Annotated in this window: 23 protein-coding genes; 15 read left to right on the top strand and 8 right to left on the bottom strand. The window is 50.0% G+C overall.

The genetic code is table 11. The annotated features are described in order from the left end of the window. Window positions 1–78: 78 nt before the first annotated feature. The 3 genes from torC to torD are packed head-to-tail and all read left to right on the top strand — an operon-like array spanning window position 79 to window position 4,398. Complete coding sequence (gene torC, locus O6D90_RS16920; protein ID WP_016152138.1) at window positions 79–1,257, top strand: pentaheme c-type cytochrome TorC; 1,179 nt, start codon at window positions 79–81, stop codon at window positions 1,255–1,257. Beyond that, a complete protein-coding gene (gene torA / locus O6D90_RS16915; RefSeq protein ID WP_016155915.1) occupies window positions 1,247–3,787 on the top strand; it encodes a trimethylamine-N-oxide reductase TorA in 2,541 nt (846 codons plus the stop codon). The genes torC and torA overlap by 11 nt, the downstream gene beginning before the upstream one ends. Further along, entirely contained in the window at window positions 3,784–4,398 is a 615-nt protein-coding gene (gene torD, locus O6D90_RS16910; protein ID WP_016152140.1) for a molecular chaperone TorD, read from the top strand. The genes torA and torD overlap by 4 nt, the downstream gene beginning before the upstream one ends. Window positions 4,399–4,638: 240 nt before the next feature. Here torD and uspF read toward each other — a convergent pair whose 3' ends face one another. After that, window positions 4,639–5,067 (bottom strand): universal stress protein UspF, encoded by a 429-nt coding sequence (gene uspF, locus O6D90_RS16905; RefSeq protein ID WP_003021923.1) that lies wholly within the window; start codon window positions 5,065–5,067, stop codon window positions 4,639–4,641. Between the two features lie 528 nt (window positions 5,068–5,595). On the opposite strand from uspF, the gene O6D90_RS16900 reads away from it, so the two are divergent. Then, complete coding sequence (locus O6D90_RS16900) at window positions 5,596–6,690, top strand: NapC/NirT family cytochrome c (protein ID WP_016155916.1); 1,095 nt, start codon at window positions 5,596–5,598, stop codon at window positions 6,688–6,690. A 20-nt stretch (window positions 6,691–6,710) separates the two neighbouring features. Further along, window positions 6,711–9,155: a trimethylamine-N-oxide reductase 2 gene (locus tag O6D90_RS16895; RefSeq protein WP_016152143.1), complete on the top strand. Its 2,445-nt coding sequence runs from the start codon at window positions 6,711–6,713 to the stop codon at window positions 9,153–9,155. Window positions 9,156–9,224: 69 nt separating this feature from the next. Here the strand turns inward: O6D90_RS16895 and O6D90_RS16890 are convergent, their stop codons facing one another. The 6 genes from O6D90_RS16890 to cusR all read right to left on the bottom strand — a co-directional run bounded on the left by O6D90_RS16890 (window position 9,225) and on the right by cusR (window position 13,947). Further along, window positions 9,225–10,028, bottom strand: a complete 804-nt coding sequence (locus tag O6D90_RS16890; RefSeq protein WP_016155919.1) for an MBL fold metallo-hydrolase — start codon at window positions 10,026–10,028, stop codon at window positions 9,225–9,227. 80 nt (window positions 10,029–10,108) lie between these two features. Continuing rightward, window positions 10,109–10,360, bottom strand: a complete 252-nt coding sequence (locus tag O6D90_RS16885; RefSeq protein ID WP_016155920.1) for a membrane lipoprotein lipid attachment site-containing protein — start codon at window positions 10,358–10,360, stop codon at window positions 10,109–10,111. Window positions 10,361–10,374: 14 nt separating this feature from the next. After that, window positions 10,375–10,881 (bottom strand): hypothetical protein, encoded by a 507-nt coding sequence (locus O6D90_RS16880; RefSeq protein ID WP_016155921.1) that lies wholly within the window; start codon window positions 10,879–10,881, stop codon window positions 10,375–10,377. 368 nt (window positions 10,882–11,249) lie between these two features. Beyond that, window positions 11,250–11,576, bottom strand: coding sequence for a hypothetical protein (locus tag O6D90_RS16875; RefSeq protein ID WP_016155922.1), 327 nt, complete (start codon window positions 11,574–11,576; stop codon window positions 11,250–11,252). Between the two features lie 246 nt (window positions 11,577–11,822). Further along, entirely contained in the window at window positions 11,823–13,274 is a 1,452-nt protein-coding gene (locus O6D90_RS16870) for a Cu(+)/Ag(+) sensor histidine kinase (RefSeq protein ID WP_016155923.1), read from the bottom strand. After that, window positions 13,264–13,947, bottom strand: coding sequence for a copper response regulator transcription factor CusR (gene cusR / locus O6D90_RS16865; protein ID WP_016152149.1), 684 nt, complete (start codon window positions 13,945–13,947; stop codon window positions 13,264–13,266). The genes O6D90_RS16870 and cusR overlap by 11 nt, the downstream gene beginning before the upstream one ends. Before the next feature lie 195 nt (window positions 13,948–14,142). Here cusR and O6D90_RS16860 point away from each other — a divergent pair, with 195 nt between their 5' ends. The 4 genes from O6D90_RS16860 to O6D90_RS16845 all read left to right on the top strand — a co-directional run bounded on the left by O6D90_RS16860 (window position 14,143) and on the right by O6D90_RS16845 (window position 20,429). After that, complete coding sequence (locus tag O6D90_RS16860; protein WP_016155924.1) at window positions 14,143–15,525, top strand: efflux transporter outer membrane subunit; 1,383 nt, start codon at window positions 14,143–14,145, stop codon at window positions 15,523–15,525. Between the two features lie 32 nt (window positions 15,526–15,557). After that, a complete protein-coding gene (gene cusF / locus O6D90_RS16855) occupies window positions 15,558–15,905 on the top strand; it encodes a cation efflux system protein CusF (RefSeq protein WP_016155925.1) in 348 nt (115 codons plus the stop codon). A gap of 76 nt (window positions 15,906–15,981) precedes the next feature. Beyond that, a complete protein-coding gene (locus O6D90_RS16850; protein ID WP_016155926.1) occupies window positions 15,982–17,274 on the top strand; it encodes an efflux RND transporter periplasmic adaptor subunit in 1,293 nt (430 codons plus the stop codon). 11 nt (window positions 17,275–17,285) lie between these two features. Next, a complete protein-coding gene (locus tag O6D90_RS16845) occupies window positions 17,286–20,429 on the top strand; it encodes a CusA/CzcA family heavy metal efflux RND transporter (protein WP_016152153.1) in 3,144 nt (1,047 codons plus the stop codon). 51 nt (window positions 20,430–20,480) lie between these two features. Here O6D90_RS16845 and rclR read toward each other — a convergent pair whose 3' ends face one another. Next, entirely contained in the window at window positions 20,481–21,335 is an 855-nt protein-coding gene (gene rclR, locus O6D90_RS16840) for a reactive chlorine-specific transcriptional regulator RclR (protein WP_016155927.1), read from the bottom strand. 235 nt (window positions 21,336–21,570) lie between these two features. On the opposite strand from rclR, the gene rclA reads away from it, so the two are divergent. From rclA to O6D90_RS16810, 6 genes are all read left to right on the top strand, one after another. Then, the gene (gene rclA / locus O6D90_RS16835; RefSeq protein ID WP_016155928.1) at window positions 21,571–22,896 is read left to right on the top strand and encodes a reactive chlorine resistance oxidoreductase RclA; all 1,326 of its coding nucleotides are present in this window, start codon (window positions 21,571–21,573) and stop codon (window positions 22,894–22,896) included. 164 nt (window positions 22,897–23,060) lie between these two features. Beyond that, complete coding sequence (rclB, locus tag O6D90_RS16830) at window positions 23,061–23,297, top strand: reactive chlorine resistance periplasmic protein RclB (RefSeq protein WP_029139445.1); 237 nt, start codon at window positions 23,061–23,063, stop codon at window positions 23,295–23,297. Between the two features lie 11 nt (window positions 23,298–23,308). Beyond that, window positions 23,309–23,869, top strand: a complete 561-nt coding sequence (gene rclC, locus O6D90_RS16825) for a reactive chlorine resistance membrane protein RclC (RefSeq protein ID WP_016152157.1) — start codon at window positions 23,309–23,311, stop codon at window positions 23,867–23,869. A gap of 578 nt (window positions 23,870–24,447) precedes the next feature. Beyond that, complete coding sequence (locus tag O6D90_RS16820; protein ID WP_016152158.1) at window positions 24,448–25,134, top strand: flagellar brake protein; 687 nt, start codon at window positions 24,448–24,450, stop codon at window positions 25,132–25,134. A gap of 24 nt (window positions 25,135–25,158) precedes the next feature. Next, a complete protein-coding gene (locus O6D90_RS16815; RefSeq protein ID WP_019076223.1) occupies window positions 25,159–25,746 on the top strand; it encodes a helix-turn-helix domain-containing protein in 588 nt (195 codons plus the stop codon). A gap of 101 nt (window positions 25,747–25,847) precedes the next feature. After that, window positions 25,848–26,615, top strand: coding sequence for a putative bifunctional diguanylate cyclase/phosphodiesterase (locus O6D90_RS16810; protein ID WP_016155930.1), 768 nt, complete (start codon window positions 25,848–25,850; stop codon window positions 26,613–26,615). The last annotated feature ends 91 nt before the right edge of the window (window positions 26,616–26,706 follow it).

Here is a 26,706-nt window from a genome sequence, read left to right as displayed (position 1 = left end):
TCATCCTGACCAGTGTTGCCGTTCACATTTGCGAAATAAGATCCTCTGTAACTAAACCATATATTTACAGGGGCTATTATGCGGAAACTATGGAGGGCGCTGCTCAGACCGAGCGCACGTTGGTCAGTGTTGGCGCTGGTCGTCATCGGGATGGTGGTCGGTATCGCGCTGATCGTCTTACCGCACGTTGGCATTAAATTAACCAGTTCAACCGAATTTTGCGTGAGCTGCCACAGCATGCAGCCGGTTTATGAAGAATATAAACAGTCTGCGCATTTTCAGAATGCCTCCGGGGTACGCGCAGAGTGTCATGATTGCCACATTCCATCCGATATCCCTGGCATGGTGAAACGTAAGCTGGAGGCCAGCAACGATATTTACCAGACCTTTGTTGCCCACTCTATTGATACTCCTGAGAAATTCGAAGCCAAACGTGCCGAGCTGGCGGAGCGCGAATGGGCGCGAATGAAGGAGAACAACTCCGCGACCTGTCGTTCCTGTCATAACTATGATGCGATGGATCACGCGAAACAGCATCCTGAAGCTGCGCGTCAGATGAAGATTGCGGCCAAGGACAATCAATCCTGTATTGACTGCCATAAAGGTATTGCGCATCAGCTTCCCGATATGAGCAGCGGTTTCCGCAAGCAGTTTGACCAGTTACGCGCCAACGCAAACGACGATGGCGATACGCTCTATTCCCTGGACATCAAACCTATTTATGCCGCCAAAGGGGATAAAGAACCTGCGGGCTCACTGCTGCCTGCTTCTGAAGTAAAAGTGTTAAAGCGTGACGGCGACTGGCTGCAAATTGAAATTGTGGGCTGGACAGAGAGTAACGGGCGTCAGCGCGTGCTGGCGCAATTGCCAGGTAAACGCATTTTTGTGGCCTCCATTCGTGGCGACATCCAGCAGCACGTGAAAACCCTGGAGCAAACGACCGTCGCGGAAACGAATACGCAGTGGAGCAAGCTGCAGGCCACCGCCTGGATGCAGAAGGGCGATATGGTTAACGACATTAAGCCAATCTGGGCTTATGCCGACTCGCTCTATAACGGAACCTGTAACCAGTGCCACGGCGCACCTGAGAAAGAACACTTTGACGCCAACGGCTGGATTGGCACGTTGAACGGCATGATTGGATTTACCAGTCTGGATAAACGTGAAGAACGTACCTTACTGAAATATCTGCAGATGAATGCCTCTGACACCACGGACAAGCCGCATGGCGATAAGGGAGAAAGCAATGAAAAATAACGATCTCTTTCAGGCATCTCGCCGTCGTTTTCTACTGCAGTTGGGCGGCTTGACCGTCGCCGGTATGTTAGGACCTTCGCTGCTCACACCGCGCAGCGCCAACGCCGCAGAGGTGCAGGGAACTGGCGTCAAAGAGGGGATCCTGACCGGATCCCACTGGGGGGCAATCCGCGCCACCGTGGTTGATGGGCGTTTTATTGAAGCCAAACCGTTTGAGCGTGATAAGTACCCGTCAAAAATGATCGCCGGACTGCCGGATCACGTGCATGGTGGGGCGCGTATTCGCTATCCAATGGTCCGCGTCGACTGGTTGCGTAAACGCCATCAGAGCGATACCACGCAGCGTGGAGATAACCGCTTTGTGCGCGTTTCGTGGGATGAAGCGCTGGACTTCTTCTATCAGGAGCTGGAGCGAATTCAGAAGACCTATGGCCCGAGCGCGCTGCTGACGGCCAGCGGTTGGCAATCAACCGGCATGTTCCATAACGCCTCGGGGATGCTAGCGCGCGCCATTGCGCTGCACGGCAACAGCGTAAGTACCGGGGGCGACTATTCCACTGGTGCAGCCCAGGTGATTCTGCCGCGCGTGGTCGGGTCAATGGAGGTATATGAACAGCAAACCTCATGGCCGCTGGTGCTGAAAAACAGCAAAACGATTGTGCTGTGGGGTTCCGACCTGATTAAAAACCAGCAGGCGAACTGGTGGTGCCCGGATCATGATGTTTATGAATACTACGAACAACTGAAAGAAAAAGTGGCGCGCGGCGAGATCTCGGTTATCAGCGTTGATCCGGTCATCACCTCGACGCACGACTACCTGGGCCGCGACAAGGTTAAACACGTCGCCGTGAATCCGCAGGCCGATGTGCCGCTACAGCTGGCTCTGGCGCACACGCTTTATACCGAGAAGCTCTACGATAAGCATTTTCTCGATAACTACTGCGTTGGGTTTGAGCAGTTTCTGCCTTATCTGCTGGGGGAAAGTGACGGACAGCCTAAAGATGCCCAGTGGGCGGAAAAAATATGCGGGATTGATGCCGATACGATTCGTGAACTGGCGCGGCAAATGGCGGGCGGAAGAACGCAGATTATTGCCGGCTGGTGCGTCCAGCGTATGCAGCACGGGGAACAGTGGGCGTGGATGATCGTGGTGCTGGCCTCAATGCTTGGACAAATCGGCTTACCCGGCGGTGGCTTCGGCTTTGGCTGGCACTATAACGGCGCGGGCACGCCAAGCCGCAAAGGGATTATCCTGAGCGGTTTTTCTGGCTCCACTACCGTACCTCCTGTGCATGACAGCACTGATTATAAGGGGTACAGCAGCACCATCCCGATCGCGCGTTTTATCGATGCGATTCTTGAGCCGGGTAAACAAATTAACTGGAACGGCAAAACCGTCAAGTTGCCGCCGTTGAAGATGTGCGTTTTTGCCGGGACCAACCCTTTCCATCGTCACCAGCAGATCAATCGTATTATTGAGGGCTGGCGTAAGCTGGAAACCGTTATCGCCATCGATAATCAGTGGACCTCGACCTGTCGATTAGCTGACATCGTATTGCCCGCGACGACCCAGTTTGAGCGTAACGATCTTGACCAGTATGGCAACCACTCCAACCGCGGCATTATCGCCATGAAACAGTTGGTGCAGCCGCAATTTGAAGCACGTAATGATTTCGATATTTTCCGCGATCTCTGCCGCCGCTTTAATCGTGAAGAAGCCTTTACCGAAGGGCTGGATGAGATGGGGTGGCTGAAACGGATCTGGCAGGAAGGAAGCCAGCAGGGGAAAGGGCGCGGCGTTCATCTCCCCGCTTTTGACGTTTTCTGGAATCAGCAAGAGTACGTTGAATTCGAACATCCGCAGATGTTTGTACGTCATCAGGCATTCCGCGAAGACCCCGATCTTGAGCCGCTGGGCACGCCGAGCGGATTGATCGAAATTTTCTCGAAAACCATTGCCGGTATGCAGTATGACGACTGCCAGGGGCATCCGATGTGGTTTGAGAAAATCGAACGCTCACATGGTGGACCCGGGTCGCAGCGTTGGCCACTGCATCTGCAATCTGTTCACCCTGATTTCCGTCTGCACTCGCAGCTTTGTGAATCTGAAGCGCTGCGTAAGCATTATGCGGTAAGTGGTAAAGAGCCGGTGTTTATCAACCCGCAGGATGCCAGCGTCAGGGGGATTCGCAACGGTGATATTGTCCGTGTGTTTAACGCACGTGGACAAGTACTGGCCGGGGCGGTTGTCTCCGATCTCTACTCGCCAGGCGTGGCGCGTATTCATGAAGGTGCCTGGTACGACCCTGATAACGGCGGAGAAACTGGGGCGCTGTGTAAATACGGCAATCCAAACGTATTAACAATCGATATCGGCACGTCTCAACTGGCGCAGGCGACCAGCGCTCATACTACGCTGGTGGAAATTGAGAAATATACCGGCAAGGTGGATAACGTGACGGCGTTTAGCGGCCCGATAAAAATGGTGGCGCAGTGCGAATATGTTCCGGCGGAGAAGGTATCGTCATGATAAAACACTCTTCCCTTACAACAGAACAGATGGCCTGCGTTTACGCCTGGCTGGCGCAGTTGTTTTCCCGGGAACGTGACGATGACAGCCTGGCACTTTTGCAGTCCAGCGAAATGGCTGAGTGGTTCGCGGTGCTAAAAGGTGAACCGTCGCTTGAAGCGGAAGTCCTTCAGCTGGAGGAGAAAATTGCTGCGCTTCAGGTGCGTGAGGACGCAACCCTCGAACTGGCGGCTGATTTTTGTAGCCTGTTTCTGATGTCGGAAAAACACGCGGCGTTACCCTATGCGTCGGCCCATCTTGAAGGAGGGCCGAATTACGGGGTCATTAAACGATTGTTAGCCGATGCTGGTATGCAGGTAAGCGAAACGTTTAGCGAGTCAGCCGATCATCTGGCGATTTTTATCGAACTGCTGAGTCATCTGCATTTTTCTCTGGGAGAGTCCGGGCTTAGCCGCCAGCGTATTGATGCGCTGCGCAGAGAAACGCTGGCGGGGCTGTTACGCTGGTTACCGGAATTCACCGCCAAATGCCGCCGCTATGATGACTTTGGTTTCTATGGCGCGCTGAGTCAGCTGTTGCTGGCACTGGTCAGGCTGGATATTCAGAACTGAGTGATGGCCTAAGCCACAGAACACCGGGAATACATTCGCTCTAATGCTTGCCATTTTAACGAAAATGAATGGGCGTAATGAGTAACTGAGAGTGGGACATCCGGAGGCAATGAATCTGTTGCCTCCGGTATATTGCTACATTTACCGCTGAGGTGAACGCAACCCTGAGTAAGAATCACATGTTCTCAAGAATGCTTAACTTATAAACGTTAGTGCAAATTCGCCCCCATTTTGACCCTATCACCGCACAACCAGCACGGGACATTTTGCATGGCGTACTACGGCAGCCGCCGTTGAACCCAGCAGATAAGTGCTAAAACCAGGCTTATGTGAGGCAATGACGATAAGCTCAGCGTCAACCGCTTCCGCCAGTTTGAGGATCTGATCCTTCGGCGGGCCGTAAACGACGTGAGTCTGACTCCTGCCTGCAGGAATATTGAACTGCTTAATAATCTCTTCGAGTTTTTCGCTGGCCTTGGCCTGCAGACCGCTTCTGTCCGGGAATTCTGTTGAGTAAGCCAGCCCCAGCGAGGCATAGAACGGAACGGTAGGAATAACGGCTAAAAAGTGGACCTTAGCGGTTTTGGCATGCGCCTGGACCTGTGGAACAACATGGCGGGTTAAATCGGTTTCAGAGATATCAATGGGTACCAGAATTGAGCGATACATATTCACTACCTCCTGTTTGTTTACCTCTACCCAGAGTGTAGCGAAAATCGAATCTGTATAATAAGTGACCAGATCAAGGTTGCATGCATAAATGCGCGTCAATGATAGGTGTGTGTCACAAGTCTTGTCGTGAATGTATATCTGAGCACAACCACAAGAGGGGTATCTTCATTAATACGTGTTATCTCGTAATAGAAAAGGGTTCGTTTTTATGTTTTTTCATTATATATTTTATTATATAGCGACTATTGCCAAGGGCATAATTTTAATGCCATTCAGCACTCATCAAACTTTTATTCTGACGTTTCCATAATTAATGGTTAATTAAACCTTGGATTTGGTTTAATTCTCTGAATTTAAAAAGGTATTTTATATTTAATTTCGTTCGTATTAATTATGCGAGCGCCTTCAAACTTACCCACATGCTGATTCTCATTTCCCTCTGCGTTTGATGAATATCAATAAGTAGCCGCGTTAGGGTAATTATTGTCTACCTATTAAAGGGTATTCGTCTTGTGGGAATAAAAGATGAGAAAAATAAATAAAACCATCCTCGGGACGATGCTGCTGTGCATTGTTCTTGGTGCTGTTATCGTTTTGGCAGGGCAATGGACGTTGCACAAAACCTCAAGCACGGAATTCTGTTTGTCGTGTCATACGATGCAGGCACCGTATGAGGAATATACCGGTTCGGTTCACTTTCAGAATCAGAAAGGTATTCGTGCAGAGTGTGCTGATTGTCATATCCCCCAGGGCGGTCTGGATTATCTGGTGGCTAAACTGCGGGCCTCAAAAGATGTTTATCATCAGTTCATAACCAAAAAAATCGATACCCCAGAAAAATTTGAAGAACACCGTCTGGAGATGGCGCAAACCGTCTGGGCACAGCTAAAAGCGAGCGATTCTGCGACCTGCCGTAGCTGTCACAGCATGGACGCGATGGATCTTGCCGCACAAAGCGCGGAGGCCCAGAAAATGCACAAAATGGGCATTGAGGAAAAGCAAACCTGTATTGATTGCCACAAAGGCGTCGCCCATTTCCCACCTGAAATAAAAATGGATGACAGCGCGCTCAAAGGGCTTGAAGCGCAGTCAGCCTCCACCCCTGCTTCGGCAACAGAGCTTTATGCCGTAAGCAACACCGCGCTGGGCGATTTGGGAACCGTTTACCCGGCAACAAAAATGCAGGTTCTGAAAACAACGGACAATACGCGACAGGTCGAGATTCGCGGTAGCCAGATGCAGGGAAATGAACAGGTCATTTACTACGCGGCAGGACAGCGTTTGATTCTTGCCAGCCTGAGTGAAAAAGGTCAGCAATCGCTGAAGATCCTCTCCGACTGGAAAAAAGATGATTACGGCAATGTGTGGCGAGATGTCGTGCTGCAGGGTGAATGGAGCGGTTCCGCTCTCGCCAGCCGTGAACCGATGTGGGATTACGCGCGCAAACTCGACAATGTGTACTGCGCGGGCTGCCATGCGCCAATTCCGGCGAATCATTTCACGCTCAACGCCTGGCCTTCAGTAGCAAAAGGGATGGGAGCTCGCACCAATATCAGTGAAAACGAACTGGATATCCTGAGCCGTTACTTCCAGTACAACGCTAAAGACATGAACAAATAAGCGATAAATCAGGAGAAATCATGAAACTCACAAGACGTGACTTTATTAAGACGGCCGGCGCGGCAACCGGGACAATGGCGATTTCTTCGGTGATCCCAATGCCGGCCTGGGCCGAAGGCCAAAATGGCGGAGCGATTCTGACGGCAGCGCGTTGGGGCGCGGTATACGTGGAAGTAAAAGATGGCAAAGTGGTTTCCTCAAAAGGCGCGTTGCCTAAAACGGTGCCGAACTCGTTACAGCAAACCGCGCCGGATCAGGTCCATACCAATATCCGCGTAAAATATCCGATGGTGCGCAAAAGCTATCTGGAAAACCCGGGTAATGCGGATGGTAAACGTGGAAGCGATCCTTTCGTGCGGGTTAGCTGGGAGCAGGCACTGAAACTGATACACGAGCAGCATAGCCGGATCCGTAGCAGCTATGGCCCAGCGTCGATATTTGCTGGTTCTTATGGCTGGCGCTCTAGCGGCGTTCTGCATAAAGCGCAAACCTTACTGCAACGCTATATGAGCATGGCCGGTGGTTACGCAGGTCATACCGGAGATTATTCAACCGGTGCCGCGCAGGTGATCATGCCTTACGTTGTGGGATCGGTTGAAGTCTATGAGCAGCAAACCACCTGGCCGATGGTGCTTGAGCACAGTCAGGTCGTGGTGCTGTGGGGGATGAACCCGCTCAATACCCTCAAGATTGCCTGGAGCAGCACGGATGAACAGGGGATTGAATACTTTAATCTGCTGAAGAAATCAGGGAAAAGCGTCATCGCCATCGATCCGATGCGTTCCGAAACCATTGAGTTCTTTGGTGATAATGCGACCTGGATTGCGCCACATATGGGGACCGATGTGGCGATGATGTTAGGGATCGCCCATACGCTGGTGAAGAAAAATCTCCATGACAAAGCCTTCCTGGAAAAATACACCACTGGATATCCGCAGTTTGAAGAGTATTTGCTCGGCAAGAGCGACAAAATAGAGAAAACCGCCGAGTGGGCTTCCGGCGTGTGCGGCGTACCTGCTGAGCAACTGGAGAAGCTGGCGGAAATTTTCTCCAGCAATAAAACCATGCTCATGGCGGGTTGGGGGATTCAGCGCCAGCAATACGGTGAGCAAAAACACTGGATGCTGGTGACTCTGGCGGCGATGCTGGGGCAAATTGGTACCGAAGGCGGTGGTTTCGGATTCTCTTATCACTATTCCAACGGCGGTAACCCAACGCGTACCGGGGGAGTATTGCCAGCCATCTCCGCCCAAATTGAGGGTGGGTCATCTGCGGGTAACGACTGGGCGGTTTCCGATGCGGTGATCAGCCTGCCGGTAGCGCGAATTGTCGAAGCGCTGGAAAATCCAGGCGGCAAATATCAGCATAACGGTAAAGAGCAAACCTTCCCGGATATCAAAATGATCTGGTGGGCGGGCGGCGCTAACTTTACCCATCATCAGGATACTAACCGTTTAATCAAAGCCTGGCAGAAGCCTGAACTGGTTGTCATCTCTGAGTGCTACTGGACCGCAGCGGCCAAACATGCCGATATAGTTCTGCCGATAACCACGTCGTTTGAGCGCAACGATCTGACCATGACCGGTGATTACAGTAACCAACATCTGGTGCCGATGAAGCAGGTCATTGAGCCGCAGTTTGAAGCACGCAGTGATTTTGACGTATTTGCCGATCTGGCGGAGATGCTCAAGCCTGGCGGTAAGGCGGTCTACACCGAGGGCAAAGATGAAATGGCGTGGCTGAAGCAGTTCTATGATGCCGCGCAAAAAGCCGCCCGCGCCCAGCGTATCGCCATGCCTCAGTTCAACGCGTTTTGGCAGCAAAACAAACTGATCGAAATGCGTGAGAATGAAAAGAATAACAAATATGTACGCTACGCGGATTTCCGCAGCGATCCGGTGATGAATGCGCTTGGAACGCCGAGCGGTAAGATAGAAATCTACTCAAAAACGATTGAAGGCTATCAATACAAAGATTGCCCGCCGCATGCGTCATGGATTGAACCCGATGAATGGAAAGGAACTGCGGATAAAGATCAACTGCAGCTACTGACGGCGCACCCGGCACATCGTCTGCATAGTCAGTTGAACTACGCTTCGCTGCGCAAAGAGTACGCGATTGCCAATCGTGAGCCGGTAACGATTCACCCGGATGATGCGAAAGCCAGAGGTATTGCCGAGGGTGATCTGGTACGCGTATGGAACGCGCGTGGACAGGTGCTGGTGGGGGCACACATCAGTGACGGTATCAAACCGGGAATCATCTGTATCCATGAAGGCGCATGGCCAGATATTGAGAACGGTATCTGCAAAAATGGCGGCGCGAACGTGCTGACGGCGGATATCCCAACCTCAAGGCTGGCGAATGGCTGTGCGGGGAATACCAGCCTGGTATACGCAGAGAAATTCACCGGCGAAGCGCCAAAACTCACCGTCTTTGATGAGCCAGCAATCGTCACTCTGTAATGATGGTTGAAAAGCGGGGGCCGTAAGGCTCCCGCTTTTTATTGCTGTTTCGGCAATGTCTTATCGCCGTTACTCTGCCAGCACAATCACATCTCCCGTTGCCGGGGCGTCAGTTCCCGGTAGCCACAATCGACCCCACGAACCGGTGCAATGACAGCCGAGTAGTTTTTCTGGTTGTTGTTGCTTAATAAATTGTCGGGTTCGCCATAGCTTAGCGGGGGAGGCAGTGCGTAAATGGAACCCACCGACGAGGGCGTAAATTTGGTTAACGCCGGTGATGTTTTGGCAATGGCGTACGATATTCTCTATTCCCCGATGCCCGCATCCGGTAATGATGACTAACCCGCGATCAGATTTATAGATCAATACGCCTTCGTCGCTGATGTAATCCGGTTGAGGTGTTTTCTCGCTAATAACGCCATAGGCCTGTGGAGTGGCGACACTAATTTCCCCGGACCACAAAAATCGATCGCTGATCGCCAACGGTTCACGGGTGTATTCCATGATTAGTCGAGAATAGTCGTTATCACGCGAGAGTTTTTTTATTTTTCTTGGCGTTCCCGCCAGGGTTATTGAGGCGTACCGCTCGCAGGCTATTTGGGGATGGCAAATGATACGACTGTTATCCGCCAGCCACGGCACGCCGCCACAGTGATCGTAATGGCCGTGCGAAAGAACCACGGCGGTCAATTGCGTCAGGTCTACGCCCATTTGCGCGGCATTAAGTATGAAGCTGTCGTCCGGGCCGGTATCAAATAGTATGGTGGTGGTTTCATCCTGAACTAACAGACTTAATCCAGGCTTTGCCCGTAAGGATTTATCTGCGCTCGCAGCGCGCCTGTTTTCAAGCAATACCGTGAGGGTTAATGCCATGCCTGACTCCAGTATTAAAACGGCATACTGTAATACATGACCGTTGAGAGCGCTGTGATCGCAGCGCTCTTTGTGCTGACTTAGCGGTGATAGTAATGGCCGTCATCATCGGAGTGATGGTGACGATGCCGCCACGCATGCTGGTTCTCCCTTTGCTCGCGTTCCTGGCGTTCATGCTCTTTATCACGGTTGGCTTCACGGTTTTTGTGATTAGCGATCGCCGTGGCAACTGCTGCGGCCCCAATACCAGCAGCGGCTGCAGAAAGGTAAGGATGTTCGGCACAGCCCGACAAACTAGCCATAATAACCAATGTGGAAATCAGTTTTTTCATTGTGGCGGTATCCGTTACTCGCGCACAATTTTGCCAGCATTCCCGGCATCGCTGTCATTCCAGCTACCGCGACCATTCGTTTTAATGGTGTAAGTGGCATAGCCGACACGGAAGGTCATCGTATCCTGATAGGTATTTACGTCACGCACTTCATTACCATTGACGTACACGCTGGAACCCTCGACGTGAATATCAACGCTGCGTTGACCATTGGCAAATTTGGCTACGTAATTTCCGCTGAATTTGCCGTAAATATCGGCATTATCGTGGTTATCCCGTTCAGCGTTTTTTTGCTGCTCTTCACCATGACGATGATGACGGCTCTGCTGGCTGTCGCCGTTCTCAATAAAACCATGATCGCGGTTCCACTGATAGGATTTATTGATATCGCAGCCATTGAGTTCACTCATTTGCGTACAACCTGAATGTTCATACTTTTTCTGCATTGCCGGGGTAATTGCGCATGCTGTTGTGGCGGTTGTCAGGCCGAGGACAAAGAGGGTCAGCAGACGTTTTTTCATTTTTTGCTCACTATCATCATTAAGTTTATTTATAGGAATACGAACTGTTCGAATGTCATGTTTACGACGACGGCAGTCTCCCATTAAATATTAATGACGCATACCAGGGGGAATCCTAATTTATATTAATGGTGAGGGTGTGGGGGCTGTAATATGCAACATTACAAGCAGGTGAATTACGTGTTTTATACAAGTGAGATAAAGCGCTTAATTATATTTACTTTTTAATGAAGTGTTTAAAGAAATATTAATATTGACATTAACGGCAGGAACGCAGGCTTGTAAATGTACAGGCCTGCGTGGCGCGTTTTGTCCGCAATATTCATACATAGCGTATTGATGGACATTTTATTCAACACAGGGCAACGTTACCCTTGCGAGGGGATCTGTGCGCGGTGCTGCCTGGCCTGAACCTCATGGGCATATGAATGACCGTTATTCACTGACTGGTGAACGACCATCGCTTTTTCATGTTTATTCATTTGTGAAAAAGGGCGTGCCTGGGATGGCGTTGACGTTGAATTATTCGTCTGCGCGACGTGTTCTTGCGCCATTTGTTGATGTGCAGGGGCACTGCTGTTATTCATCATTTCATGGGCTGCTGCGGCCTGCTGATGCATTTTGGGTGTGTCTGCCGCATTAACGCCAGCTGAAATAAAAAACGCGATAGCGAAAAAAGAGGATATCTTATTCATCATATTTCTCCTGTTTGGGTTTACGGAAGAAATTATAATTGGTGAGGGCTGTCAGCGGCGTGACAGGATTATGACGGTTACGTCAGAGAATCGGTGATGATATATATCGTTCATACTTCAAGTTGCATATGCGTTGGCTGCGCTCGTTCACCCCAGTCATTTACTTAAGTAAGTGACTGGGGATTCCCTCTCTTGCCGCCTTCCTGCAACTCGAATTGTTTAAGGTATCAACGCCATTACCATAAATTACATCGCATGCTTGGGCAGCGTCAGAATAAATCGGGTGGCAAGCTGATCGGATGTCACCGAGACTTTCCCCTGATGGGCGATAACAATCGATTTCACAATCGCCAGGCCAATACCGCTGCCTTCGCCTTTACGCTGTCGCGAAGGGTCAACCCGATAAAAACGATCAAATAGCCGCGATAGATGCTGTGGGGGAATGGGGGGGCCGGGATTTTCCACGACTATCTGGACCAGGCCATCCGCCTCTTTCACCCGCACGGTTACCGACTCGCCCTTTGGCGTGTAGCGCATGGCATTTGAAAGCAGATTACTCATTGCCCGGCGTAGCATTAACGGATCGCCTGAAACCCAGCATGCGCGTCCTTCAAAACGTAAGCCAACCTCGCGCTCTTCTGCCCAGGCTTCGAAAAAATCGAACACTTTACCAACCTCATCGGCCAGATTAAGCGCTGTCTTTTCCGGGATAAGCTGATTGTTGTCTGCCTGCGCCAGAAACAGCATGTCGCTTACCATTTTCGACATACGACCAAACTCTTCAAGATTGGAATACAGCACGTCTTCCAGCTCTTTTTGGCTACGGGTTTGGCTGAGCGCAATTTCCGTTTGTGTGACCAGGTTGGTTATTGGCGTGCGGATCTCATGGGCAATATCCGCCGAGAAGTTCGACTGACGTTTAAATACATCCTCGATGCGTTCGATCATGTGATTAAACGAACTTACCAGCTGTTCCAGTTCAATAGGGACCGCTTGCGGATCGAGGCGCACATCAAGATCTTTTGAAGTGATATTTTGGATGCGCCGACTGACATTACGGATCGGTTCATGGCCTTTATACACAGCGAACAGCACGATAAATACAATCATCATGCTAATCAGCGATGCCGTCATAATCAGTTTGTTTTTCAGGTCGTTAATATAGTGCAGATGAAAATCGATCGATAACGCCAGATACAGCGTATACGCCGCTTTTCCATCAGTCAGCTTTCCTACCGGCAGGCGAATCATTCGCCAGTTAGACGACGTTTTTTGTCCGTGAATATGTTTGGCCGTTTGCAGTGTTGGGCCGGATATAATAAAAACATCGCTGGCATGGGCATTTTTATCCGGTCTTGCGCTGGCGATAAATTGCCGGAGATCCGGCGCATTTGGCGAATGAAAAATGGCTTTCTGCTTACTGTCTTCCAGAGAAATAATGACGTTCGAGTAGCCCTCAACCACGTTTTTTAGCGTTTCCAGGCGGCGTGATTCTGGCTCGTTGGGTTGGTTAATAATCCGCTCCAGCGTGGCGCTGATCTCTTGTAAATCATTGATGTCCTGCTCGGCGAAATGGACCTTCACGGAGTGGATCATTATCCATGCAAAGGCGAAAAATGAAGCGATCGTCGCCAGACTGATAAAAAAGGTCAGTCGTGTCGCCAGCGAAAAAGGGCGCCGCCATCGTTTACTGGGCATCAGGAACCTCAAGCATATATCCCACGCCGCGTACGGTCTGAATCAGTTTCGGCTCAAAATCGTTATCAATTTTGGCGCGCAGACGCTTAACGGCGACGTCGATGGCATTGGTATCGCTGTCAAAATTCATATCCCAAACCTGGGAGGCGATCAGCGAGCGGGGTAAAACTTCCCCTTGATGACGAAGGAAAAACTCAAGCAGCGTAAACTCTTTGCTGGTCAGGGTAATACGCGTCCCGCTGCGAGTGACTTTTCTGCTGACCAGATCGACCATTAAATCCGCGACCTGAAACTGGCTTTCGACAATCACCGCCGCACCCCGGCGCAGCAGCGTTCTGACCCGCGCCAGCAGTTCGGCGAAGGCGAACGGTTTGACCAGATAATCATCAGCGCCTAATTCCAGACCCTTAACCCGATGTTCGATGGTACCCAGCGCGGTGAGGAGAAGAATGGGCATCCCTTTGTTAGCGGAACGCAGCATCCGTACGATATCCCAGCCGTTTACATCCGGCAGCATGATGTCGAGTATGAGCAGGTCGTAATCGCCGGTCATCGCCAGGTGGTACCCGTTCAGGCCGTTATCCGCTAAATCCACGACAAAACCCGCTTCCGTCAGGCCTTTCGTCAGGTATTCACCGGTTTTTTTCTCATCTTCGACTATCAACACCTTCATCGCATTCTCCTTCTCACATGGGTTGTGCGGACTTTCAATTCTAGGGAAGCGGGATCGGATAGCAATCGGTTATTGGGAAAATGACAGTTTTGTCATTTTCCTGTCACCGCTTAAACAGAGTCACTTCGTTAAAGTACAACGCTATAAATTCCTACATTTTTTAGGGCCATCAGTCCGGTCAGGACGAGAAGAACTATGAGCAAATTTAAGCTTCTTACCCTCAGCGCTGTATTCGTTCTCGCCGGTTGTTCATTGGCGCCGGACTATCAGCGTCCGACATTGCCTGTGCCGCAGCAATTCTCCTTAAGCCAGAACGCCCTGGTTTCTGCACCGGTGGGATATCAGGACACGGGCTGGCGGAGCTTCTTCGTTGACTCCCAGGTAAAGGCGCTGATTGGCGAGGCGCTGGTCAATAACCGCGATTTACGTATGGCAGTGCTAAAAGTTCAGGAAGCGAGAGCGCAATATGGCGTCACGGATGCTGACCGCTATCCGCAAATCACGGCAGGTTCCAGCGGTACTTACAGCGGCAAATTAAAAGGCGATAGCAGCACCGATCGTGAATTCGAAGCTGGACTCAATCTCAGTTTCGATCTGGACTTCTTTGGTCGGCTGAAAAATATGAGTGAAGCCGAGCGACAGAACTTCTTTGCCAGCGAAGAGGCGCGTCGGGCGGTACACATCTCATTAATCTCCAACGTATCGCAAAGTTATTTCAATCAGCGTCTGGCTTATGCACAACTGCAAATTGCCGAAGAAACGCTGCAAAACTATCAGCGTTCTTACGCTTTTGTTGAGAAGCAGTTGCTGACCGGAAGCACCAACGTGCTGGCGCTGGAACAGGCGCGGGGCGTGATTGAAAGCACGCGCAGCGAAATCGCGAAGCGTAAAGGTGAACTGGCGCAGGCGAACAACGCGCTGCAACTGTTGCTGGGTACGTACGGGAAATTACCCAACGACCAGATGCGCAGCAGCGGGGATATTAAACCAGTAACGCTGCCGCCATCGCTCTCGTCGCAAATCCTGTTGCAGCGCCCGGATATTTTGGAAGCTGAACACGGATTAATGGCGGCGAATGCCAATATCGGCGCCGCACGGGCAGCGTTTTTCCCGTCGATTACCTTGACCAGTTCGGTTTCCAGCAGCAGCAGCGATCTCTCCAGCTTATTTAATGCGACCAGCGGTATGTGGAATTTTGTCCCCAAAATAGATATTCCCATTTTTAACGCCGGACGTAATCAGTCCAATCTCGACCTCGCTGAAATTCGCCAACAGCAGTCGGTGGTGAATTACGAACAAAAAATTCAGAACGCGTTTAAAGAGGTGGCGGATGCGCTGGTGTTGCGCCAAAGCATTGCCGATCAAATTAGTGGTCAGCAGCGCTACCTGACGTCATTGCAAATCACCTTACAACGCGCCAGAGCGCTTTATCAAAATGGTGCGGTTAGCTACATCGAAGTACTGGACGCCGAACGTTCTTTATTCGCTACGCAGCAATCGCTGCTCGATCTTAATTACGCCCAACAGGTTAATGAAATTAAGCTGTTTGCTGCCTTAGGCGGCGGTTGGGTGGAGTAATCCTTAATATTAACTTTTCAGGAGCATCAAGTATGAATACTACCGCCAAAGCCGTGTTGTTTAGCTTTTTCTCTGTGGTCATGTTTAACGCTCAGGCCAATGAGCATCAGCATGGCGAGATGATGAACATGCAGCCAGCGGCCCAACAGGAAGACGTCATTAGCGCCACCGGGGTGATTGAAGCTATTGATAAAGAAAGTAAAAAAATCACGATCAAGCATGATCCCATTGCCGCGGTGAACTGGCCTGCCATGACGATGCGTTTTACGCGGGTTGCCGACACCAAGGCTGACGATATTAAACCCGGCGATAAGGTTGCGTTTACGTTTGTTCAGCAGGGAAATCTCTCTGTGTTACGCGATATTCACATCAGTAAATAACGTTCTCGCTGGTCTCTTTTATTCTTGCCCGGATTCTTCGAAATGCGGGTGAGACTATCGCGCAATGGAAATCACTATGGCGTCTTTAAATATTAAAAATACCGCGCTTATTCTCGCTGGCATGATTGTCGGTGGGGTTATTTCTGTCGGTATTTATACTTATTATTCATCAGCAAACGTAACGGCTGAAACCGGGCAGGCTTCGCAAAAAGAAGCCAGAAAAGTGTTGTTCTGGTATGACCCCATGTACCCGAACACGCGCTTTGATAAGCCGGGTAAATCACCGTTTATGGATATGGATCTGATCCCCAAATATGCCGATGAAGAGACCGCGAGCGCGTCAGCGCCTGGCGTGCGTATCGATCCTACTCAGACCCAAAATTTGGGTCTGAAAACAGAACCTGTGCGCCGTGGCCCGCTGCACTATGCGCAAACTTTCCCGGCTAACGTTAGCTATAACGAATACCAGTTTGTTATTGTCCAGGCTCGCTCCGCAGGCTTTATCGAAAAGGTTTACCCGCTAACCGTGGGCGACAAAATTAAGCAAGGTGCGCCGCTTATCGATCTGACGATTCCCGACTGGGTTGAGGCGCAGAGCGAATATTTGTTACTGCGGGAGACTGGCGGCAGTGCGACGCAGGTGGAAGGGATTCTGGAGAGATTACGTCTGGCCGGTATGCCGGAAGCGGATATTCAGCGCTTAAAATCGACGCGTAAAATTCAGACCCGCTTTACCCTGAAAGCCCCTATTGATGGGGTGATTACCGCATTCGATTTGCGTACCGGCATGAACATTTCCAAAGACAATGTGGTCGCGAAAATTCAGGGGATGGACCCGGTATGGGTCAGCGCGTCGGTCCCGGAATCTATCGCCTGGCTGATCAAAGACGCCTCGCAATTTACCATCACTGTGCCCGCCTGGCCGGATAAGCCTTTCACCATTAGCAAGTGGAATATCTTGCCAAGTGTCGATGCCACCACGCGTACGCTGCAGATCCGTTTGCAGGTCAATAACCCTGATGAGGCGCTCAAGCCGGGGATGAATGCTTACCTGCAACTGAAAACGCAAAGTGAACCGATGCTGCTGATCCCCTCAAAGGCGTTGATTGATACAGGCACCGAGCAACGGGTGATCACCGTCGATAACGAAGGTCGATTTGTACCGAAGCAGGTTGCGGTATTCCATGAATCTCAAGGGCTGACGGCTATCCGCTCAGGCCTGACTGAAGGTGAAAAAGTGGTGTCCAGTGGTCTGTTCCTGATTGATTCCGAGGCGAATATCTCTGGCGCACTGGACCGTATGCGCGCGCAGAACAGTGGTGCGCAAGACGCATCCGCAAAGCCAGCCCAGGCGACCCATTCACACTGAGGACATGATAAATGATTGAATGGATTATCCGCCGTTCGGTGGCAAACCGTTTTCTGGTGATGATGGGGGCGCTGTTTCTCAGTATCTGGGGAACCTGGACTATCATTAATACCCCGGTTGATGCGTTGCCCGATCTCTCTGATGTTCAGGTGATCGTCAAAACCAGCTATCCAGGGCAGGCACCGCAAATCGTTGAAAATCAGGTGACTTACCCGCTGACCACCACCATGCTGTCGGTACCGGGCGCGAAGACCGTGCGTGGTTTCTCGCAGTTTGGTGATTCCTATGTGTACGTCATTTTCGAAGATGGCACCGATCCTTACTGGGCGCGCTCGCGCGTACTGGAGTATCTCAACCAGGTTCAGGGGAAATTACCGGCAGGGGTCAGTGCGGAGATGGGACCGGACGCCACGGGCGTCGGCTGGATCTTTGAATATGCGCTGGTCGATCGCAGCGGTAAACACGATCTGGCAGAGTTACGTACTCTTCAGGACTGGTTTTTAAAGTATGAGTTAAAAACGATTCCGAACGTGGCAGAGGTGGCCTCGGTAGGCGGCGTGGTTAAACAGTACCAGGTTGTTATCGACCCGATGAAGCTGACGCAATATGGCATCAGCCTGGCGGAGGTGAAATCTGCACTGGATACGTCGAATCAGGAGGCGGGCGGCTCGTCTGTTGAGATGGCTGAAGCGGAATATATGGTCCGCGCCAGTGGGTATCTACAAACGCTTGATGACTTCAATAATATCGTCCTGAAAACAGGGGCCGACGGTGTACCTGTTTACCTGCGCGATGTCGCGCGTGTGCAAATTGGGCCGGAAATGCGCCGTGGGATCGCCGAACTGAATGGTGAAGGCGAAGTGGCGGGCGGGGTGGTAATTCTGCGTTCCGGTAAAAATGCGCGTGAAGTGATCTCCGCCGTCAAAGCCAAACTCGACACGCTGAAAAGCAGCCTGCCGGAAGGCGTTGAGGTAGTTACAACATACGATCGCAGTCAGCTCATCGATCGCGCTATTGATAACCTGAGCTATAAGCTGCTGGAAGAGTTTATCGTTGTTGCGCTGGTGTGCGCGCTGTTCCTGTGGCATCTGCGTTCGGCGCTGGTGGCGATTATTTCCCTGCCGCTGGGACTGTGTATCGCGTTTATCGTGATGCATTTCCAGGGGCTGAACGCCAATATCATGTCGCTTGGGGGCATTGCCATTGCCGTCGGGGCGATGGTCGATGCCGCGATCGTGATGATTGAAAACGCCCATAAGCGGCTTGAAGAGTGGGGACATCAGCATCCGGATGAAAAACTGGATAACGCAACGCGCTGGAAGGTTATTACTGATGCCTCGGTAGAGGTCGGCCCGGCATTGTTCATCAGCTTGCTGATTATCACCCTGTCGTTTATCCCTATTTTCACGCTCGAGGGGCAAGAGGGGCGACTGTTCGGCCCGCTGGCGTTCACCAAAACGTATGCCATGGCAGGCGCGGCGTTTCTGGCTATTGTCGTCATTCCGATCCTGATGGGATTCTGGATCCGTGGCAAAATACCGGCGGAAAGCAGTAACCCGCTTAACCGTTTCCTGATCCGTATTTATCATCCACTGTTGTTGAAGGTGCTGCATTGGCCTAAAACCACCCTGCTGGTGGCGGTGCTTTCAATACTGACGGTTATCTACCCGCTGAATAAAGTCGGTGGTGAATTCCTGCCGCAGATTAACGAAGGCGATCTACTGTATATGCCGTCAACCCTGCCGGGGATTTCGGCGGCGCAGGCGGCGGATATGCTGCAAAAAACCGACAAGCTGATCATGACCGTTCCGGAAGTGGCGCGTGTGTTTGGTAAAACCGGTAAGGCGGAAACCGCAACGGATTCCGCGCCGCTGGAAATGGTCGAAACAACGATCCAACTGAAGCCGCAGGATCAGTGGCGTCCGGGGATGACGATGGACAAAATCATCGCCGAACTCGACAAAACCGTGCGCTTGCCAGGGCTGGCGAATCTGTGGGTTCCGCCTATTCGTAACCGTATCGACATGCTTTCTACCGGCATCAAAAGCCCGATTGGGATAAAGGTGTCAGGTAACGTTCTGGCTGATATCGACGCCACGGCAGAACAAATCGAAGAGGTAGCCAGAACCGTGCCGGGCGTCGCTTCGGCGCTGGCTGAGCGGCTGGTGGGCGGGCGCTATATTAATGTGGACATTAATCGGGAGAAAGCAGCCCGCTACGGTATGACCGTTGGCGCGGTACAGTTGTTTGTCACCTCCGCGGTCGGAGGCGCGATGGTGGGCGAAACGGTGGAAGGGATTGCACGTTATCCGATTAACCTTCGCTATGCGCAGAGCTATCGTGATAGCCCGGAAGCGCTGCGTAATCTGCCTATTCTGACGCCCATGAAGCAGCAAATCACGCTGGCTGATGTTGCAGATGTGACAGTGGTTTCTGGTCCGTCGATGTTGAAAACCGAAGATGCGCGACCCACCAGCTGGATTTATATCGACGCCCGCGACCGTGACATGGTTTCGGTGGTGAACGATCTGAAAAAAGCGATCGCTGAAAACGTGCAGTTAAAGCCGGGGACCAGCGTGGCGTTTTCCGGGCAGTTCGAGCTGCTTGAACGCGCCAGCCATAAGCTCAAACTGATGGTGCCGATGACGCTGATGATTATCTTTGTCCTGCTTTATCTGGCTTTCCGTCGCTTTGGTGAAGCGCTGCTGATTATCACCAGCGTGCCCTTTGCGCTGGTAGGGGGGATCTGGTTCCTCTACTGGATGGGGTTCCATATGTCGGTTGCGACCGGAACCGGGTTTATCGCCCTGGCCGGCGTTGCCGCGGAGTTTGGCGTAGTGATGCTGATGTACTTGCGCCATGCTATTGAAGCCGAGCCTGCGCTGGAAAATCCGCAAACCTTTACGGCGGATAAGCTGGATGAAGCGTTGTATCACGGCGCGGTGCTGCGCGTGCGTCCGAAAGCGATGACCGTGGCGGTGATTATCGCGGGCCTGTTGCCAATCTTGTGGGGGACAGGGGCGGGCTCAGAAGTGATGAGCCGCATTGCCGCGCCGATGATTGGCGGCATGATTACCGCGCCATTGCTGTCGCTGTTTATTATTCCGGCAGCTTATAAGCTGATGTGGCTGCACAGGCATCGTAGCCAAAAGTAATGCCTTGAAGCGCTCGCCTGCGTCGGTTTTGTTGCCGAAGCAGGCGGTGCGTTATGCCGCCAGCGCTTTCACGCGTTTTCGGTACTCGCCCGGCGTGCAGCCAAATCCCCGTAAAAAGACTTTGTGAAACGATGATTCGCTGGCGTAACCCACCGACTCGGCAATAACGATCAACGGCTGCGATCCGCGTGACAGCATCTGGGCGGCGAATTGCAGCCGTAGCTCGGTTAACACCGCCAGCGGCGTGGAGTTTGATACTTCACGGAATAGCTGCGCAAAGCTGGCCCGCGACATATGGGCACGCTTTGCCAGTTCTTCGACAGTCCAGGGAAAAGCCGGTGACTCCAGCATCATGAAGACAACGGCCCCAAGCCTTGGGTGCAGCAATAAATTCAGCACATTTTTAGCGGGTGTCGGCTGGGATAGCCACTCGCGAACGGCTAACGCGAACAGCGTAGCGCATTGCTGGCTGCAAACGATGTTGGAGCCAGGCAGATCGTTGATGTATTCCTGCTGCATAAGCGCAATCATGGCCTTCAGCCAGTGGCTAATGGGACTATTATCTTCTGGTGCCAGTATTAATACTTCCGGAAGGGCGGTTAAAAAATAGCGTGAAGATGCCTGCAATCGCAGGCTTCCGCAGACAATATGCGTTTGTTCTTCCCCTGTCTGGCACAGCCGATGCGCGGAGTTTTGAGGCAGAATGACTATTGTTCCTGGGCGTAACGTAGAAGACGTTCCGTCTGGCATATCCAGTTGAGCAAATCCCTGGGTTACCGTATGCCAGCGGATAACGGACAGCTCGCCCGCCGCGTGCGGCAGTTGCCAGTCCCTGCTCAGCAGGCAGTTTTGATCAATCGAGCCCTGCGGGTCGTTAAGCATAAGTAATCGGCTAAGTGCATCCATAAAGACTCCTGAGCAGTTCTTGTTGATGCTTGTCGAGATAAAGTAACGCTGTTACTCATTATTTATTAAATAAATTTATGGTCTTAGTTTATTGTCTCGATGGATTGAGTGGAAGAGAGATAGTAGTTGTTTAGACGATTTGACAGTAATTTGCGTGATATGGATACATTGTTCATGCATCGTTAAACCTATACTTCAGTTCAACAAACGAACAGTGACATGGTGGAGAGACAGCATGAATCAGTATCAGGCGATTATTATCGGATTTGGCAAAGCGGGTAAAACGCTGGCGGCTACCCTGGCGAAAACGGGCTGGCGAGTGGCGATTATTGAACAGTCAAACACCATGTATGGCGGGACATGTATCAATATCGGCTGCATTCCCACCAAAACCCTGGTACACGATGCTGAACTTCAGCATGACTTTGCTGCGGCGATGCAGCGCAAGGCCTCCGTTGTCAGCTTTCTGCGTGATAAAAATTTCCATAATCTTGCCGATCTGGAAAATGTAGATGTGATTGAAGGTCGTGCTGAATTCATTGATAACCATACGGTGCGGGTCGTGCAGTCAACAGGCGCGATTGAGCTAAGCGGCGAAAAGATCTTTATTAATACCGGCGCACAGGCAACGATGCCAAACGTGGCAGGGTTAATGACTACACCGGGCGTGTTTGACAGTACCGGGTTGTTAAGTTTGACGCAACGTCCGGAACGTTTGGGGATTTTGGGCGGTGGTTATATTGGTGTTGAATTCGCATCAATGTTTGCCAACTTTGGCAGTAAGGTCACCATTTATGAAGCCGCCCCACTGTTTTTAGCCCGCGAAGATCGGGATATTGCCGACGCTATCGCCAACATTTTACGCGACAAAGGGGTTGAGATTATCCTCAATGCCAGGGTGCAGGCGATTTCGTCCCATGACGGCGCGGTGCAGGTGCAAATGCCGGAAGGCGTCCAGACTGTGGATGCGCTACTGGTGGCATCAGGTCGCAAACCGGCAACTGAAAATCTGCAGTTGCAGAAAGCGGGTGTGGATGTCAACGCGCGCGGTGCCATTGTAGTGAATAAATATCTGCGTACTTCGGCAGACAATATCTGGGCCATGGGCGATGTGACGGGGGGGTTACAATTCACCTATATCTCGCTGGATGACTTCCGTATTGTGCGCGACAACCTGTTAGGCGAGGGATTACGTAACACCGGCGATCGCCAAAACGTACCGTATTCTGTTTTTATGACGCCGCCGCTTTCCCGCGTGGGAATGACAGAAGAACAAGCTCGCGCCAGCGGCGCGGCGGTCCAGGTTGTCACCCTGCCTGTCGCGGCTATCCCGCGTGCACGGGTGATGAATGACACGCGTGGCGTACTTAAAGCGGTGGTAAATCGCGAAACGAAACAGATATTAGGCGTATCGCTGCTGTGCGTGGATTCTCATGAGATGATTAATATCATTAAAACCGTTATGGATGCTGGTTTACCTTACACGACATTGCGCAATCAAATATTTACTCATCCGAGCATGAGCGAATCACTGAACGATCTCTTCTCTCTAATAAAATAATAATATAGTTTGCATGATTGCCCCACCTGTCTGGGGCTTTTTTTTATCATATATAAAGAAATACTCATGAACAGTTATTCTGGTGTTATGGAGGAAATAAGATAAGCAATAATGTTTTATTCTATTACGAGTGAAATCACTTGTTAATGGAAATAGAAATGAACATGCTTAAAACTTCATTATTGTTGACTGCTTTACTGACCGCGCCGGTGACATTTTCTGCACTGGCACAGCAGCCAGTCGAAGTAGCCCGCGTCAGCGTGTCGGCAATTGCCGCCGCACCTTCTGTTGTTGAACATGCAATCGCCAGACTGGCGCAGGAAAAGAAGGCAACTTCCTGGAAAATCACCTCAATGCGCATTGATAGCAGCACTCATGCAACCGCAATTTTGTACAAGTGAGGAGAGTCTGAATGGAAAAGTATCTGCGTTTACTCAGCAAGGGCGATAGAATTGGATTAACATTGATTCGCCTGAGTATTGCCATTGTTTTTATCTGGATTGGCTTATTGAAATTTGTACCTTACGAAGCCGATAGTATTACGCCATTTGTTGCCAATAGTCCGGTAATGTCATTTTTTTATGAACATCCAGAAGAATATAAGCAGCATTTAACCCACGAAGGTGAGTTTAAACCGCAGGAGCGGGAATGGCAGAAGGCGAATAACACCTATACGTTCTCCAATGGTCTGGGCGTAGTCGAAGTGCTGATCGCATTGCTGGTGCTGGCTAATCCTGTTAGCCGTTGGTTGGGATTAATTGGTGGCGTACTGGCATTTGCTACTCCGATTGTGACGTTATCATTTTTAATTACCACACCGGAAGCATGGGTGATGCCACTGGGCGATTTGCACCACGGTTTTCCGTACTTGTCCGGAGCCGGGCGTCTGGTGTTGAAAGACACATTAATGCTGGCGGGAGCGGTGATGATCATCGCAGATTCATCGCGATCAATTATTAAGCAAAAGTATTGAATTTTTAACGTTGTACCCTCTGTAAGACAGTAAGCCTCTATAGTTCGATTCGGTAATTACCGGGCCAGCAGGATGCTGGCCTTTTTTCTGCCCTAAGGTAAATTTATTTTACAGGTGAAATATAATTATTCACTTTTTCACAATTACTAGTCGGAGCTATATTCCTGGTTAATGATATAGTGCCGTAAGCATTTTCTCTTCTTCTTGCGATAGCACGCCAGTCCGCATACTTCGTGGTCCTTCCATCAAAACCCATTCATTTCCCTCTATTTTTTTCTGTGTAGTTCTTGCTATTTGTTATCTCAAAATGACATCTCAAAAAATTTTATTATTCTCTTTTGTTATAGTTAGCCAACAACTTCATGTGGTTTTAGGCATGGCTTCAGCTAGAATTAACTTTGATTAAATGTTTTTACGTATCAATAAATGGCTAAAGATAGTTAAAAACTTAATTTTTAACCAACTGTTCGACATGGAATCCACTATGGTAATTAAGCACCAGGGGTGGATGCTGATCTCGCGTTTTGTGAGCAACCAAAAGCGAGACATCTCTTAAATATGGAAATAAGGGTTTTAGAATGAGCTTTGGATTAGCAAAGGACAACAAGTTTGAAATCATCGCTACCCTTCGTGAAGAGTTGCACAAGAAAACGAAACTTGAAGTTTTATGTGAAAACCATAGTGTTATCACGCAGTTAGAGAAGATTGATTTCGAGCGGTTTGTCATCTCCGGACACGAAGACATTGTTCCTGAAAAGGTCCAGTACTTTATCCTGCACAGTGAAAGTGGGATTGTAAAATTTAGTGCCAGATTCGAACAAACCTTATCAGCAGGTGCACAAGCAGGATTATCCTACTTCATCCCGGATATGATTTTCTTTGCCCAGCAGCGACAAAATCAGCGTTTTTCCTTCCTGAAGGGTTACGACTTTTTCTGTTTTGGTCGTTACAAAAACGGAGAAAACTACTCTCTGAAGATTAAAAACATCTCGCAGGGCGGTTGTGCATTAATTGTTAAAGATGTGAACTCCCGTTTTCTCTATAAAGATGCGGTGATTAAAAATGCCGCGCTGGATTTTGATACGTTTGGCAGTTTACAGCTGGATTTGAAAGTGATCGATGTCGTCATGATCAATGAATTTGATGAGGATAATCAATTGTATGCCTGTCATCAGATCTCATGTGAGTTCGATTTTAAAAATCGTCGTGAAGAGGCAGAGGTCGAGAAGATTATTATTAAATTTTTAATGAGTAACAAGATTTGATGCTGATAAGGAGCGATGAACAGGATGTTGATGTGTGGCAGTGATAATTTTGTGGGCAACGGTTTGTTCGCCTACCTGACAAGCAAACATGTACCGATACAAACATTCCAGTTTGAGGATATGTTGCATCAGTCATCATTATGCCAGCATCAAACCATGGTTTTTAATATCATTGATAACGAACAACCATGTTCAACTATCGTGCAGTTTTTGAATAAAAACCGCTTCAAGTTTTATAATAATGTCGTGGTAATTATTGCTGATAGTTTGGTGGCGAAATTATGTGTAGAGTTATTATATGTTGAAAAAACGATAGTTTTGACGGAGAAATCTTCACTGCGCGATTTCGGTCAACTGGCGTCGTTAACGGCCGGGAAATGGAATCCCCGGCTGTATCGTTCACAGAAAAGATTAACCGAGAGAGAGCAGCAGATTCTGAATTTATTGGTAAACGGATATACCGCCAGAGAAATTTCAGAGTTAGTCAGCCTGAATTATAAAACTATCCAGGCGCATAAAATGAGGGTCGTCACCAAGCTGGGACTGACCAATACCTCGGAATTAAATAAATTAATTGTCAGATTTACCCATCGTATGTCTTTTTTACCCTAACCTGGCCATTCTATTCTGATGTAACACACCTAATAGTAGATACAATTCGGGAGTGATATTGACTGGTTTTTAATTTTTATGATTTGTTGAGGGAGAGATGAATGTTTAATTCTAGTGAGGTGTTAACCGCGCTTGAAAAGGCATTGAATACCAGTCAGCTTTATATGGTTTATCAACCAATTTTTAATTTGTGTAATCAGCGTATTAGCGGGTTTGAAGCATTAATGCGTTGGAATAGCCCCCAGATGGGGATGATCTCTCCCGATGTTTTTATTACCTTGCTGGAAGACAGCGGCAATATCATGTCAATTGAAGATATGGTTACCCACACTCCCTGGGATGTGGCAACCCGTTGGCCAGAGCCCCTTGTATTGTCCGTCAATATTTCCGCGCTTGAGTTCTGCGATCCGCTGTTACCCCAACGCGTCAGAAAAAACCTTACTGTATGTGGTCTCCCGCCCCATCGATGCCAGATAGAGGTCACGGAAACGTCGCCGCTGTGCGACAGTCAGGTTGCGGCTAAAAATATGACGGAGCTGAAGGCGATCGGGGTCAAAATTGCCCTTGATGATTTTGGAACCGGCCACGCCAATCTTAACTATCTGTTGAAATATCCTTTTGATACCTTAAAAATTGATAAGGAATTTATCGCCGGCATTGAACCCGATACCCGCTCAACAAAGATTGTCGAGGGTATAATTTCACTGGCGCACAATTTTGGTATTGAAGTTCTTGCTGAAGGGGTGGAAACCCAGTCCGAACTGGACCGGCTGATGCAGATTGGTTGTGACAAAATTCAAGGCTTTTTCATTTCTCCCCCAGTGTTAGCAGAAGAGATCCCGTTACTCCTGACGCAGTATAATCCTTAATCTTCTCCCTCTCTGTTGTTCCCCTGAATCTCGTTTGTTTCGCGTTGCCAGAGGGCCGCTCCCGCGCTTTTCCTGCCTATAAAAATAAGTC

Origin of the sequence: Citrobacter sp. 21OH12SH02A-Citro, from assembly GCF_027919895.1 — a bacterium.
Lineage (GTDB): Bacteria > Pseudomonadota > Gammaproteobacteria > Enterobacterales > Enterobacteriaceae > Citrobacter > Citrobacter braakii.
The sequence above is the reverse complement of the archived record's forward strand: the minus strand, read 5'-3'. Positions and strand labels throughout refer to the sequence as shown.

What these genes read in the sequence shown, in the direction of transcription:
- O6D90_RS16890 (WP_016155919.1), bottom strand. Translation starts at nt 10,028, where the DNA reads ATGGCATTAACCCTCACGGTATTGCTTGAAAACAGGCGCGCTGCGAGC.
- uspF (WP_003021923.1), bottom strand. Translation starts at nt 5,067, where the DNA reads ATGTATCGCTCAATTCTGGTACCCATTGATATCTCTGAAACCGATTTA.
- rclB (WP_029139445.1), top strand. Translation starts at nt 23,061, where the DNA reads ATGCTTAAAACTTCATTATTGTTGACTGCTTTACTGACCGCGCCGGTG.
- O6D90_RS16815 (WP_019076223.1), top strand. Translation starts at nt 25,159, where the DNA reads ATGTTGATGTGTGGCAGTGATAATTTTGTGGGCAACGGTTTGTTCGCC.
- rclC (WP_016152157.1), top strand. Translation starts at nt 23,309, where the DNA reads ATGGAAAAGTATCTGCGTTTACTCAGCAAGGGCGATAGAATTGGATTA.
- O6D90_RS16880 (WP_016155921.1), bottom strand. Translation starts at nt 10,881, where the DNA reads ATGAAAAAACGTCTGCTGACCCTCTTTGTCCTCGGCCTGACAACCGCC.
- rclA (WP_016155928.1), top strand. Translation starts at nt 21,571, where the DNA reads ATGAATCAGTATCAGGCGATTATTATCGGATTTGGCAAAGCGGGTAAA.
- O6D90_RS16900 (WP_016155916.1), top strand. Translation starts at nt 5,596, where the DNA reads ATGAGAAAAATAAATAAAACCATCCTCGGGACGATGCTGCTGTGCATT.
- cusR (WP_016152149.1), bottom strand. Translation starts at nt 13,947, where the DNA reads ATGAAGGTGTTGATAGTCGAAGATGAGAAAAAAACCGGTGAATACCTG.
- O6D90_RS16845 (WP_016152153.1), top strand. Translation starts at nt 17,286, where the DNA reads ATGATTGAATGGATTATCCGCCGTTCGGTGGCAAACCGTTTTCTGGTG.
- cusF (WP_016155925.1), top strand. Translation starts at nt 15,558, where the DNA reads ATGAATACTACCGCCAAAGCCGTGTTGTTTAGCTTTTTCTCTGTGGTC.
- O6D90_RS16875 (WP_016155922.1), bottom strand. Translation starts at nt 11,576, where the DNA reads ATGAATAAGATATCCTCTTTTTTCGCTATCGCGTTTTTTATTTCAGCT.
- torC (WP_016152138.1), top strand. Translation starts at nt 79, where the DNA reads ATGCGGAAACTATGGAGGGCGCTGCTCAGACCGAGCGCACGTTGGTCA.
- O6D90_RS16895 (WP_016152143.1), top strand. Translation starts at nt 6,711, where the DNA reads ATGAAACTCACAAGACGTGACTTTATTAAGACGGCCGGCGCGGCAACC.
- O6D90_RS16885 (WP_016155920.1), bottom strand. Translation starts at nt 10,360, where the DNA reads ATGAAAAAACTGATTTCCACATTGGTTATTATGGCTAGTTTGTCGGGC.
- rclR (WP_016155927.1), bottom strand. Translation starts at nt 21,335, where the DNA reads ATGGATGCACTTAGCCGATTACTTATGCTTAACGACCCGCAGGGCTCG.
- O6D90_RS16860 (WP_016155924.1), top strand. Translation starts at nt 14,143, where the DNA reads ATGAGCAAATTTAAGCTTCTTACCCTCAGCGCTGTATTCGTTCTCGCC.
- torA (WP_016155915.1), top strand. Translation starts at nt 1,247, where the DNA reads ATGAAAAATAACGATCTCTTTCAGGCATCTCGCCGTCGTTTTCTACTG.
- O6D90_RS16870 (WP_016155923.1), bottom strand. Translation starts at nt 13,274, where the DNA reads ATGCCCAGTAAACGATGGCGGCGCCCTTTTTCGCTGGCGACACGACTG.
- O6D90_RS16820 (WP_016152158.1), top strand. Translation starts at nt 24,448, where the DNA reads ATGAGCTTTGGATTAGCAAAGGACAACAAGTTTGAAATCATCGCTACC.
- torD (WP_016152140.1), top strand. Translation starts at nt 3,784, where the DNA reads ATGATAAAACACTCTTCCCTTACAACAGAACAGATGGCCTGCGTTTAC.
- O6D90_RS16810 (WP_016155930.1), top strand. Translation starts at nt 25,848, where the DNA reads ATGTTTAATTCTAGTGAGGTGTTAACCGCGCTTGAAAAGGCATTGAAT.
- O6D90_RS16850 (WP_016155926.1), top strand. Translation starts at nt 15,982, where the DNA reads ATGGCGTCTTTAAATATTAAAAATACCGCGCTTATTCTCGCTGGCATG.